Origin of the sequence: Acidovorax sp. LjRoot129, assembly GCF_964253765.1 — a bacterium.
Classification (GTDB): Bacteria; Pseudomonadota; Gammaproteobacteria; order Burkholderiales; family Burkholderiaceae_C; genus Acidovorax.
Window position 1 is genome coordinate 1,716,190 of the sequence record NZ_CAXUSE020000001.1, and the last position, 11,795, is coordinate 1,727,984.

Sequence of the window (11,795 nt, forward strand, 5' to 3'; positions counted from 1 at the left end):
GCTGGTGAATCGATCCATGATTACATTCTACCTGTCATAACAACTGTCGTGACACCAAGAGCCCGAAGCTGCTGTCAATGAGCAGCATCGCAAGCTGTGCCACTCAACAAAGAGGAGACAAAACATGAGGCGTAATTTCTTGAAGTCCGCAGCCGCTGCCGGTATCGGTCTGGCCGGTACCACCGCTTTCGCGCAGCAACCGGCAGCCGCCGCACCCGCAGCGGGCGCTGGCCTGCGCGGCAATGCGAGCGACGTCTACGTGATGAACGTGATGGTCTCGGGTGTGGAGTACTGGTTTCCGGTCTACGAAATGATGAAACAGCTCGGCCGCACGCTGGGCGTGAAGACCCGCTATACCGGCACGCCTGAGTACGACGTGAACAAGCAGTTGGCGTCGTTTGAGCAGGAGCTGGCCCGCAAGCCCGCCGGCATCCTGCTGCACCCCATGAACCCCGATCCGTTCATCGAGCCCATCAACCGCGCCGCTGCGATGGGCATCCCGGTGGTCACGTTCGCGGCCGATTCGCCGAACTCCAAGCGCACATCGTTCATCACGTCGGACAACGACCGCGAGGGTGCCCAGGCAGCCGACGCTATCGCTGCATCGATGGGTGGCAAGGGCGAATTCGCCGTGCTGGAGAACCCCGGCCAGGACAACCACGACCGCCGCATCGCCGCGTTTGTCAACCGCATGAAGACCAAGCACCCCGGCATGAAGCTGGTGGGCCGCGCCGCCAGCAATCAGGACCCCAACAAGGCCTACCAGGCGGTGCAGAGCTTGGTGCAAGCCAACCCCAACCTGGGGGCCTTGTTCATGCCCGAGGCCAATTCGGCACTGGGTGCGGCGCAGGCCAAGGTCGAATCCAAGAAAAACATCAAGGTGATGTGCTGCGACGTGAACGCCAAGATCCTGGACATGATCAAGTCCGGCGACGTGTTCGGCGCGATCAACCCCAACCAGGGCATGCAGGGCTACATGGGGATGATGATGTTGTTCCTGGCCAAGAACCCCGGCCTCATCGACCCGATGAACGACGCCAAGCGCAACGGCGCCAACCCCATGGCCGTGCCTTTCTTGGACAACGGCCTGGCGGTGGTCAGCAAGGCCAACGCCGACGACTTCTACTGGGACAAGTACCTCACCCGCCGCGGTACCAAGGGCATCAACGAGTGAGCAGCAACGCCATGGGCTCTTCATTGCTCGAGTTGCGCGGCATCAGCAAGCGCTTCGGCGCTGCGCATGCGCTCTCGGGCGTGGATTTTTCGCTGCACAGGGGCGAGATCCACGCCCTGTGCGGCGAGAACGGCGCGGGCAAGTCCACGCTGATGAACATCATCGATGGCATCCACCAACCGGACGCGGGCGAGATCGTGCTCGACGGCCAGGTGGTGGCCATCGATGGTCCGGCCCAGGCCATGCGCTTAGGGTTGGCCCTGGTCCACCAGGAGATCGCCCTGTGCGGCGACGCCACCGTGGCCGAAAACATCTTCATGCCGGAGATCAACGCTGGCAAGCAGGCGTGGATGGACTACGGCAGCCTCAACGCACGGGCCGCAAAGGTGCTGGCGCGGCTGGGCCAGGACATCGACCCCGCGGCCCGGGTGAGCGACCTCTCCATATCGAGCCAGCAGCTGATCGAGATCGCCAAGGCACTCACGCTCGACTGCAAGGTGCTGATCCTTGACGAGCCGACGGCCGCGCTCACCGACAACGAGTCGGCAGCGCTGTTCCGCGTGCTGCACGACCTCAAGGACCAGGGCATCGGCATCATCTACATCAGCCACCGCATGGCCGAGATCTTTGCGCACTGCACCCGCGTGACCGTGCTGCGCGACGGACGCAATGTGCATTCGGGCCCGCTGGCCGAGCTGAACGCTGACGACCTGGTGCGCCGCATGGTCGGCCGCGACCTGGGCAGCTATTACCCCCCCAAGCAGCAGGATGCCGACCGCGGCGAGCATGTGCTCGAAGTGGCCGACCTGGCTGACGGCGAGCGGGTGCACGGCGTGTCTTTCACCCTGCAGCGCGGGGAGATTCTGGGCATCGCCGGGCTCATGGGCGCCGGGCGCAGCGAACTGGCGCAGACCCTGTGTGGCCTGCGCCCTGCCACGGGTGGCAGCGTGCGCCTGCGCGGCAAGGCACTCACCCTCCGCAAATACAGCGACGCGCTGCGCGCCGGCATTGCCTACCTCAGCGAGGACCGCAAGGCCGCTGGCGTGTACCTGGACCTTCCCATCGCCCAGAACATCACGGCGATGGCGCTCCAGCGCGTGAGCTCGCGATTCGGCCTGCTGCAGCGCGCGGCCGAGCACCGGCTGGCGCAGGAGCTGGGCGCGCGCCTCAAGCTCAAGTCCGACGGCGTGCAGATCGAGGTCGCCAGCCTGTCGGGCGGCAACCAGCAGAAGGTGGCCATTGCCAAGCTGCTGGCCACCAACCCGGCGGTGCTGCTGATGGACGAACCCACGCGCGGCGTGGACGTGGGCGCCAAGTCAGAGATCCACCACATCCTGCGCGACCTGGCCTGCCAGGGCGTGGGCGTGGTGGTCATCTCATCAGAGCTGCCCGAGATCATCGGGCTGTGCGACCGGGCCCTGGTGATCCGTGACGGCCGCATCGCGGGCGAGCTGCAAGGCAAAGACATGACCGAAGAGGCCCTGCTGCGGCTGGCCTCTGGATTGGAACGACAAGAGGAGATGGCATGAATCACCCCGCACAACTTGACGTCGGCATCGTGGCCGGCCTCCAGCCCCCGCGCGAGGCCCCGGGAGGGCCCGGAAAACCCGGCGGCACCACGCTCACCAGCATGCGCGAGATGGGCCTTCTGGTCATCATCGTGGCGCTGTGTGTGGGCATGAGCTTCGCGTCGCCGTATTTCCTCACGTGGGACAACATCCGCGCCATGCTGCTGTCGTTCTCCATCGAGGGCATCGTGGTGGTGGGCATGACCATCTTGCTGATCGTGGGCGGCATCGACCTGTCGGTGGGTTCGGTGGTGTGTTTTGCGATGGTGGTCACGGGCAAGCTGTTCCTGATGGGGATGGACCCGTGGTCGGCCGGGCTGATTGCGATTGCCGCCAGCGCGCTGATCGGCGCCATGATCGGCGGCTGCGTGGTGCGCATCGGGCTCAACCACTTCATTGCCTCGCTGGCCTTCATGGTCATCGTGCGCGGCCTGTGCCTGGCGCTCACGCAGGGCACGCCCCAGTCGCTGTTCTCGCTGCCCGCCGAGTTCAAGTTCATCGGCCAGGGCACTTTGTTTGGCATCCCGGCGGTGATCCTGATCTTCCTCACCATCGTGGTGGTCAGCGACTTCGTGCTGCGCCGCGCAAGCCTCCTGCGCCGCGTGTTCTACACCGGCAGCAACGAGAAGGCGGCGCTGTACTCCGGCATCCGCGTAGGCCACGTCAAGTTCTGGGTCACGGTGCTCTGCGCTGCATCGGCGGGCCTCGCCGGCGTGATCTACACCGCGCGCTTCGGCGCAGCCACGCCCACTTTTGGCGTGGGCATGGAACTCAACGTGATTGCGGCAGCCGTGATCGGCGGCGCCAGCCTGAAGGGAGGCTCGGGCACGGTGCTGGGCGCCGTCCTGGGCCTGGCGCTGCTCTCGGTGGTGACCAGCTCGCTGATCCTGCTGGACGTATCGCCTTATTGGCAAGACGTGATCAAGGGTTTGATCCTGCTGGCCGCCGTGACCATTGACCACCTCATGAACACCCGAAAGACCAAGCGATGAATGCCGTGCTGAACGCAGAAATGAAGACCACCACCCTCGGGCCCTCGGGCATCGAATGCTCGGCCATCGGCCTCGGAACCTGGGCCATGGGCGGATGGATGTGGGGCGGGCAGGACAGCGCCGCTGCCACCGAGGCCATTGCCGCTTCGCTCGACGCCGGGGTGACGCTGATCGACACCGCGCCCGCCTATGGCCTGGGCGCTTCCGAGAACATCGTCGGTGCCGCCCTCAAAGGCCGCCGCCACGAAGCAGTGGTTGCCACCAAGTGTGGCCTGGTGTGGCACACCCAAAAGGGCACGCACTTCTTTGATGAAGACGGCCACCCCGTGTACCGCCACCTGGGCCGGGAGTCGATTTTTCATGAGGCTGAAGAGAGCTTGAAGCGCCTGCAGACCGACTACATCGACCTGTACATCACGCACTGGCAGGATGCGACCACACCGGTCGAGGAGACCATGGACGCGCTGCTCACCCTCAAGAAGCAGGGAAAGATCCGCGCCATCGGCGTGAGCAACGTGAGCGCCGAGACGCTGTCGGAATACCTGCGCTATGGCCCGGTGGACGCAGCGCAGGAGCGCTACAGCCTGATCGACCGCGAGATCGAGCACACGCTGACGCCCCTGTGCAGCCAACACAACGTGGCGATGCTCGGTTATTCCTCCTTGGCGCTGGGCCTGCTGGCTGGCCCCATCGACCCGGCGCGCGAGTTCACCGGCGACGACCAGCGCGCCACCAACCCGCGTTTCAGCACGGCCAACCGCGCCAAGCTCAAGGCATTCTTTGAAGAGCTCGAACCCGTGCGCAACCAGATCGGCTGCTCGTTCGGCCAACTGATGATTGCCTGGACGGTGGCCAGCGGCAATGTGTCGGTGGCGCTGTGCGGTGCCCGCGTGCGCCAGCAGGCCGTGGAGAACGCCGCAGCCGGCGCCATCGACATTCCGCGCGAGGCCGTGCAGCGCATTGACGATGCCGCAGCCCGCCACCTGCGTGCGCTGGGCTGACATCGCCCGCTTCTCTTTCCCCGTCTCTCTTTCCCCATTTCACAAGGACCTCTTCGTATGTCGAAGGACAAGACCGCGCGCCTGAACCGTTTGCTCACCAACGGGCGTTGCCTGGATATCGCGCTCGACCACGGCGTCTGCAACGAACCCTCGTTCCTCAATGGCCTGGAGGACATGCCCCAGGTGATGGACAAGCTCGTGGCCGCCGGGCCCGATGCGATCCAGCTCAACTACGGCCAGGCTGACCTGCTGCAGGACCGCCCGGGCCGCAACAAGCCCGCGCTGGTGATGCGCATCGACATGGGCAACCCCTACAACGCCACCGCACACCGCGTGATGTGGGCCATGCTGCAAAACGAGCACGACCCGGTCCTGCCCGCCGTGCAGCGCGACGCCGCCTGCGTAGTGGTCAACCTGTTCATGCTGCCCAACGAGCCCGACCTGTTCCGCCAGTGCGTGGCCAACATCGCCCGCGTGCGCGCCGACTGCGACCGCTACGGCATGCCGCTGATGATCGAGCCGCTGGTCATGCGCCCGCACAGCGACCAGGGCGGCTACATGGTCGATGGCGACGCCGAGAAGATCGTCACCCTGGTGCGCCTGGCGCGCGAGATGGGAGCCGACATCGTGAAGGCCGACCCGACCACCGACCCCACCGACTTCCATCGTGTGGTGCAGGCCGCGCGCTGCCCGGTGCTGGTGCGCGGCGGCGGCCGCGAAGACCTGCAGCAGGTGTTTGCACGCTCGCGTGTGCTCATGGACCAGGGCGCCTCGGGCATGGTCTACGGGCGCAATGTGTACCAGCACGCCAACCCCTCGGCGGTGGTGAATGCGCTGATGTCCATGATCCACCGCGGCGCCAGCGCTGCCGAGGCGTGGCGCCTGTACGAATCCACGCCGGCCTGACCCTCCATGAAAACGCCCTGGATCCTCGCGGCAGCGCTGTTTTCGGCGGGCGCACTGGCACAGGGTGCGCCGGTGCGCATCGGGGTGATCGGCCCCTTCACCGGCGGCTCGGCCGATGTCGGCACCACCATGCTCAACGGCATCCGCATGGCCGTGGACGAGATCAATGCAGTGGGCGGCTACCTGGGGCGCCCGCTGGAACTCGACATCAAGGACGACTTCGCCGACCCTGAGAAGGGCCTGGCGGCCGCCAAAGAGTTGGTGGCCCAGAAGGTGGTGGCCACCATTGGCGTCTGCGACAACGGCGTGGGCATGAAGGTGGTGGACGTCTTCCAGCAAGCGAAGGTGCCGCTGGTGATCCCGTGCGCCACGGGCACGCCGCTCACCACCAAGGTGCCCCCGGCGCAGAGTTTCATCTTTCGCACCGCAGCGCGCGATGCGATCCAGGCGTCGTTCATCGTCGACGACATTCTCAAGCGCGGCTGGAGTCGGGTGGCGGTGTTTGCCGACACCACGGACTACGGCACTGCCGGTTTGCAAGACGTCACCCACGCCCTGGCACAGCAGGGCGTCAAACCCGTGTACGTGGCGCGCGTCGCGGCCAGCGCGAAGGAGGTGACGGCGCAGCTGGCCGAGGCCAGAGCGGCCCACGCCAACGTCATCCTGAGCTACGCAGCAGGCCCTGAGGCCGCCACCATTGCCAACGGCCGCAAGACCCTGGGCTGGAAAGTCCCTCAGGTCGGTGCCTGGCCCCTCTCGTTCCCGAACTACATCGATGGCGCCTATGGCGGCGCAGAAGGCTCGCTCATGGCGCAGACCTTCATTGCCGAGCCGAGCAACGAACGCCGCGCCGCCTTCCTCAGCGCCTATGCCCGCAAGTTCAGCATGTCGCGCATCCGCGTGCCCATGGCCGCAGCCCAGGCGTACGACGCGACTTACCTGCTGACCTACGCCTTGCTGGGCATCCACAACGGCGACCTGAGTGGGCCCGCCGTCAAGCACGCGCTGGAGACCATTCCCCGCGTTTTCTACGGCGTGGTCGCCACGTACGAAAAACCGTTCTCGCTAGAGGACAAGGAAGCCATCAGCCAGAACATGCTGGTGGTCGGGCTGGTGCGCAATTCCGCCGTCACCTTCGCGTATCCCGAGGATGCGCGGCGCAACCTGTTCGTGCAAAGAAAGAAGTAAGTCCCCCAACGCGCCCGGCCGTCTGGTCGTGGTCGCCTGGCGAACGCTGCCGTAGCAGGCACAGCGCGGGCCTGTTCCGCCACCGCCAATGAGTGAGAAGAAGACAAGAAGAGAGGGAGCGAGGGAGAAGAAAGAAAAAGAAGAGCCCTGCGGCCGGTGGCACACGCGCTACCGGCCGGGAGCGCCTGCGCGGGTTTGCGTGCGCTCGAGTACAGCGGCCTGTCGAAAAGACCGAGAAAAAAAGGTCCCACGAGGACCCACCCTAACCAGGAGACAACGATGAAGATCCGGTACTACTTGCTGGCGCTGTTGCTGCCATTCGCCACCTTGATGACGCACGCGGCAATCACGGGCGTGAGCCCGATGACCACCCTCAACACGATGGTGACTGCGGTCACGCGGGCTGGCGAGGCGACGCTGGCGCTGCAGGGCCCGGGCCTGGGCAACCTCACCTACACCTCGGCCGAGCTCTTCAAGCCGGTCTCCATGATCACCCGCGCCTCGGGCGATGTGCCGGCCACGTACCCGGGCCGCAAGGACTACGGGTTGAACGTGGGCATCATGCTCAACGGCTACTTCCTCACGTCCTTTGCGCCGGACAGCGGCCTGGGCCCTGGGGGCTTTCTGCTGTACGACGTGTCCAACCCGCGCGCCATTGTGCTGGTGAAAAAGATCTACGAGCCCGAGGGGCGCACCAAGGAGTTCCGCGAGGCACACTCCTTCGGCACCGCGAAGATCGGCGGCAAGCAATACGTGGTGGTGCCCAGCATCAAGGGCGTCGAGTTCTGGGACTTCACCGACATCAACAACATCCAGCAGATCAAGAAGCTGGCGCTGCCCACCGTGAACGGTGGCGACTACGCCAACGTGGCCTGGCAGCTGTGGTGGCAGGCGCCGTATCTGTATGTGGCCTCTGCCAACGACGGGGTCTACATCGTGGACGCCAGCGACCCGGCCAATGCCGTGATCGCCAACCGCGGCGCCGGCAAGCCCAACCCCGTGCCCACGGGCGAGCTGGGCGGTTTTCGTGTCGGGCCGATCTTCACCATGGGCAACCACATGGTGCTGACTTCGATGGACAACACCGACGGCTTTGCCAGCCTGGATATTTCCGATCCACTCAACCCCAAGGTGCTCGACACCGTGGGCTCCAACCCCAACTACTACGCCACCTGTTTTGATGGCAAGAACCTGCACGCGTCGGCACGCGGCAATGGCGCCAAGATGTACAGCTACGACCTGAGTGATCGCACGCAGTTTGTAGTGGAAGACAACCGGCTCGTGATCGACGAGCAGCTGTACTGCGGCATGCAGGACCACTACGTGTTCCAGGGCGCGCAGTTCAAGGTGCACAAGGTGGATGTGAGCAACCCGCTCAACCACGTCGAGGTGGGGCAGGGCAGCCTGTTCGCGACCAACCATCCTGACTATTCACATTCCGACCATGGCCAGGTCGCGCCCATGGGCAACCTGCTGTTCATTGGCAACGACCACGGCTCCGGCAGCGGCTTCATCGTGCACCAGACGGCACGCGACACCACGCCGCCCGCCGTCAAGCAGACATCGCCCACCAACGGCGCCAAGCAACAGGCACTGACATCGCGCATCGGCGTGGGCCTCACGGACAGCATCCTGCCCGAGAGCGTGACCGCCAGCACCTTCATCGTGCGGCCGGTCAACGGCAATGCGCTGGCTGGCACCTACAGCGTGCAGCTGGGCATCATCAACTTCCACCCCACGCAACCCCTGGCGGCCGGCACGAGCTACGAGATCGTGCTCCCCGCGGGCGGCGTGAAGGACTACGCGGGCAACGGCATCGCGGCCGAATACAAGGCGGTTTTCCACACCGGCAACGCCACCGACATCAGCCTGAGCAACCACTGGCCACTGACCAGCGCTTTGACCGATGAGATCGGCGCCAACAACGGCACGGCCTCGGCGGCCGACCGCTTCGAGAGCCTGGGCCTGAACTTCGCGCAGCGCACCGGCGGCGTCGCGCTCAAGAACGACAGCGTGGCCACTGCCCTGGGCGGTTCGGCATCGGTTGCGTTCTACATGAAGACGACGCAGGCCGGCTCGGCCAACCCGTGGACCGCGCCGGGCATTTTTGGGCGCGACCAGGCCAACGGCGCGGACGACGTGTTCTGGGGCTGGCTCGACAACACCGGGCGCGTGAACCTGTCGGTGGGCAACGTGGCGGCCAACAACCCCGGCACCCGGTCCACCTCCCCGGTGAACGATGGCGCCTGGCACCATGTGGTGATGACACGCGATGCCGCGTCGGGCGCGCAGACGGTGTACATCGACGGCACCAAGACAAGCTCGACCGGGCTCACCGGAACCAAGGGCTTGTCCACCAAGTTCACGGTGCTCGGGCAGATCCAGGGCAATGCCGACTTCTTCCGCGGCAGCCTGGCCGACGTGCGGGTCTACGGCCGCGTGCTCAGCGATGCCGACGTCGCGCAACTGCGCTCGCAGGCCATCATTGGCGACGTTGCCGTGAGCGGGGCGCCGCAGCTGGTCAATGGGCAGCTGACCTTCGACCCGACCCGCCTGGGCGGCGGCACGGGCCTCACCTATCGGTGGAATTTTGGCAACGGCACGCAGACCAACTTCTCGGCCCAGGCCAATGCCAGCTACGCCTACAACCGCCCCGGCCACTACACCGTGACCCTGACGGTGCGCGATGCTGCGGGCCGGGAGACGTTCTACACCTACAACGTGACCGTGGTCTTCCCGGTGACCGCCACGGCACCCGCGCATTCAAGCAACATCGTGGGTGACGCCAACAGCGTGTATGCGGTGAATCCGGACAGCGGCACGGTGGCCGCCATCGATGCGGTGTCGCTGGCCAAGCGCTGGGAAACGCGGGTGGGCGACGAGCCTAAAACCCTGGCTCGCGCGCCGGATGGCCGCATCTGGGTCACGGTGCAGGGCGAGGACAAGCTGGTGGCGCTGAACCCCGCGGACGGCAGCATTTCGGCCACGATCACGCTGGCGTACGGCAGCGGGCCGTACGGCGTGGCCTTCACGCCCAACGGCGCCAAGGGGCTGCTGACGCTGGAGAGCAAGTCCACGCTCATTGCCTTCGACCCGGCCAACGGCAACACCACGGGCACGCTGGCGCTGGAAGGCGACCTGCGCGGCATTGCCGTGGCGGCCGATTCGCAGACCGCCTACATCACGCGCTTCAAGTCCAGGATGACGGGCGGGCAACTGCACAAGGTGGGCTTGAACAGCATGGCGCTGGTGTCCACGATTGCGCTGCCGGTCGACACCACCACGGTCGACACCGAGAACAGCTCGCGCGGCGTGGCCAACTACCTGAGCCAGGTGGTGATCTCGCCCGACGGCGGCCGTGCGGTGCTGCCGGGCAAGAAGGACAACATCGTGCGCGGGCGCTTCCGCGACGGCAACGACCTGCCACACGACCAGACGGTGCGCTCCATCCTGTCGCAGGTGGACTTGTCGCAGGGCACGCATTTGCTGGCCGAGCAGATCGACTTCGACGACCGGGCACCGGCGCGTGCGGCCCTGTATTCCCCGGTGGGCGACTACCTGTTTGTCGCGCAGATGGAGGGCAACAACATCGCCATCGTCGATGCCTACACCCGCGCCGTGCGCGGCGAGATCAACGCCAGCAGCGCGCCGCATGGCCTGTACCTGGATGCCTCGCGCAAGCGGCTGTTCGTGAACAATTTTCTCGCGCGCTCGGTCACCGTGCACGACGTGGCCGATGTGCTGGCATCGCGCAGCGCGGCGGCGGTCTTTGTGCAGAACGTGGCCACGGTGGCACAGGAGCCCCTGGCGGCCGCGGCACTGCGCGGCAAGCAGGTGTTCTACAACGCAACCGACCGGCGCATGAGCAAGGACAACTACATGTCGTGCGCCAGCTGCCACGCCGATGGCGGCGACGACGGCATGGTGTGGGACTTCACCCAGCGCGGCGAGGGCCTGCGCCGCACCATCAGCCTGCAGGGCCGGCGCGGCCTGGGCCACGGCAAGCTGCACTGGAGCGCCAACTTCGACGAGGTGCAGGACTTCGAGAACGACATGCGCAGCGCGTTTGGGGGCACGGGCTTTTTGAGCGACGCCGACTTTGCAGCCACGTCCGACCCTCTGGGCGCGCCCAAGGCCGGGCGCAATGCGCAGCTCGACGACCTCGCGGCTTACCTTACTTCGCTGAACAAGTACATGCGCAGCCCGGCGCGTGCGGCCGACGGCAATCTCACGGTAGAGGCGGCACGCGGGCAGACCCTGTTTGCCAGTGCCAACTGCGCCAGCTGCCACGCGGGCGGCACGCTCACCGATGGGCTGCGGCATGACGTGGGCACGATCCAGCCATCGTCCGGCAAGGGCGGCAACCAGCCGCTGGCCGGCCTGGGTTTTGACACGCCCACGCTGATCGGCAGCTGGGCCGCCAAGTCCTACCTGCACAACGGCCAGAAGGCGAGCGTGCTGGATGTGATGGCGGGGGGCCACGGCAGTGCCGGCAGCCTGCCTGCTGCCGACCGGCAGGCGCTGGCCGAGTACGTGCGCTCGCTGGATACGGCGACGGACTTCACCACGCGCCTGCGCTCGGCCCACAGCACGCTGTGCGTGAACATTCGCGGCGCGTCACCCAACAGCGGTGTGGTCGCAATCCAGTGGCCTTGCGGCACGGCGGCCAATGAGACCTTTACGGTGCGCACCGTGGCGGGCGGTTTTGTGCAACTGGTGGCGCGGCACAGCAACCTGTGCCTGGCACAGGACAGCACGGCGGCGAGTGGTGCTGGCGTGGTGCAGCTGGCCTGCAGCACGGGCAACACGGCGCAGTGGAGCCTGGTGGGGTCGACGCTGCGCAACCGCGCATCGGGGGCCTGCCTGGATGTGCCCAACAACTCCACGGCGCAGGATATTCCGCTGGTCACCTGGACCTGCAACGGCGGAAACAACCAGAACTGGACCCAGCTGCCGTGAGGCAGGG

General features: G+C 66.0%; 7 protein-coding genes. All 7 read left to right on the forward strand.

Features of this window, described 5'->3' with window-relative positions:
- The first annotated feature begins 124 nt into the window (after positions 1–124).
- Complete coding sequence (locus ACSQ3Q_RS07850; protein ID WP_436133840.1) at positions 125–1,174, forward strand: substrate-binding domain-containing protein; 1,050 nt, start codon at positions 125–127, stop codon at positions 1,172–1,174.
- Positions 1,175–1,185: 11 nt separating this feature from the next.
- Positions 1,186–2,703 (forward strand): sugar ABC transporter ATP-binding protein, encoded by a 1,518-nt coding sequence (locus ACSQ3Q_RS07855; protein WP_436133841.1) that lies wholly within the window; start codon positions 1,186–1,188, stop codon positions 2,701–2,703.
- Positions 2,700–3,734: an ABC transporter permease gene (locus tag ACSQ3Q_RS07860; protein WP_436133842.1), complete on the forward strand. Its 1,035-nt coding sequence runs from the start codon at positions 2,700–2,702 to the stop codon at positions 3,732–3,734. Before ACSQ3Q_RS07855 ends, ACSQ3Q_RS07860 begins: the two co-directional genes overlap by 4 nt.
- Positions 3,731–4,735, forward strand: coding sequence for an aldo/keto reductase (locus ACSQ3Q_RS07865; protein WP_436133843.1), 1,005 nt, complete (start codon positions 3,731–3,733; stop codon positions 4,733–4,735). The genes ACSQ3Q_RS07860 and ACSQ3Q_RS07865 overlap by 4 nt, the downstream gene beginning before the upstream one ends.
- 57 nt (positions 4,736–4,792) lie before the next feature.
- Positions 4,793–5,641 (forward strand): class I fructose-bisphosphate aldolase, encoded by an 849-nt coding sequence (locus ACSQ3Q_RS07870; protein ID WP_436133844.1) that lies wholly within the window; start codon positions 4,793–4,795, stop codon positions 5,639–5,641.
- A 6-nt stretch (positions 5,642–5,647) separates the two neighbouring features.
- Entirely contained in the window at positions 5,648–6,829 is a 1,182-nt protein-coding gene (locus ACSQ3Q_RS07875) for an ABC transporter substrate-binding protein (RefSeq protein WP_436133845.1), read from the forward strand.
- A gap of 279 nt (positions 6,830–7,108) precedes the next feature.
- Positions 7,109–11,788: an Ig-like domain-containing protein gene (locus ACSQ3Q_RS07880; protein WP_436133846.1), complete on the forward strand. Its 4,680-nt coding sequence runs from the start codon at positions 7,109–7,111 to the stop codon at positions 11,786–11,788.
- Positions 11,789–11,795 lie beyond the last annotated feature (7 nt).

Coding starts and splice junctions, on each gene's coding strand:
- ACSQ3Q_RS07850 (WP_436133840.1), top strand. CDS start 125: ATGAGGCGTAATTTCTTGAAGTCCGCAGCCGCTGCCGGTATCGGTCTG.
- ACSQ3Q_RS07855 (WP_436133841.1), top strand. CDS start 1,186: ATGGGCTCTTCATTGCTCGAGTTGCGCGGCATCAGCAAGCGCTTCGGC.
- ACSQ3Q_RS07860 (WP_436133842.1), top strand. CDS start 2,700: ATGAATCACCCCGCACAACTTGACGTCGGCATCGTGGCCGGCCTCCAG.
- ACSQ3Q_RS07865 (WP_436133843.1), top strand. CDS start 3,731: ATGAATGCCGTGCTGAACGCAGAAATGAAGACCACCACCCTCGGGCCC.
- ACSQ3Q_RS07870 (WP_436133844.1), top strand. CDS start 4,793: ATGTCGAAGGACAAGACCGCGCGCCTGAACCGTTTGCTCACCAACGGG.
- ACSQ3Q_RS07875 (WP_436133845.1), top strand. CDS start 5,648: ATGAAAACGCCCTGGATCCTCGCGGCAGCGCTGTTTTCGGCGGGCGCA.
- ACSQ3Q_RS07880 (WP_436133846.1), top strand. CDS start 7,109: ATGAAGATCCGGTACTACTTGCTGGCGCTGTTGCTGCCATTCGCCACC.